A 590-nucleotide genomic window follows, 5' to 3' on the forward strand; every position below is an offset into this window, starting at 1 on the left:
CAAAAGTTGCAAAAACTAGTCTGCTTGGAGGAGTTGCCGAGCGCCCCGGCCACCGTGCGGACATTTTGACCGCTATATAGCGTCGCCGCGTCGCCCGCCTCCGAACGCTCGAGGGGAGGCCTGTGTTCCGCCCAGATGTACAAGTTTTGTACAACAAGGGGCCGAAATCGGCTTATTTCCGGTTCAGATGTACAAGATTTGTACGCCTGACATAGATTTCTGCCGTTCAGATGTCTATTTGTTATACTTGGACTGCAAAAACAGCCCGTTTATACTTTCAGTTGTACAAATCCTCTACATCTGAAGCTGATTTTCGGGCATATTCGGCTTCAGATGTAGAATTTCTAGACATCTGCAGGCGAAAAGTAGTCCTCATCTGCTGGCTGGGTGCTGGACTACTTTTGCGTTTACCGAGCCGCGGCTTGTACCGCCCCCTGGGCGACCCGCTCCGCTGCGGTCGGCCAGCGCCGCTGCAAGCGTCACCCCTGCACCTCGCTCGCCCTCGCTTACTCCCCCCGCGCGGCCCGCCCCGTCGCCCGTACCTGCACCTCGCTCGCCCTCGCTTACTCCCCCCGCGCGGCCCGCCCCGT

1 pseudogene is annotated in these 590 nt (G+C 58.1%); it reads right to left on the reverse strand.

The features are described 5' to 3' along the window. Nucleotides 1-372: 372 nt before the first annotated feature. Nucleotides 373-590, reverse strand: a pseudogene (locus tag PKO02S_RS32760) (hypothetical protein); the annotation flags it as partial.

The organism is Paenibacillus koleovorans NBRC 103111, from assembly GCF_004000845.1.
Taxonomy (GTDB): domain Bacteria; phylum Bacillota; class Bacilli; order Paenibacillales; family NBRC-103111; genus Paenibacillus_AA; species Paenibacillus_AA koleovorans.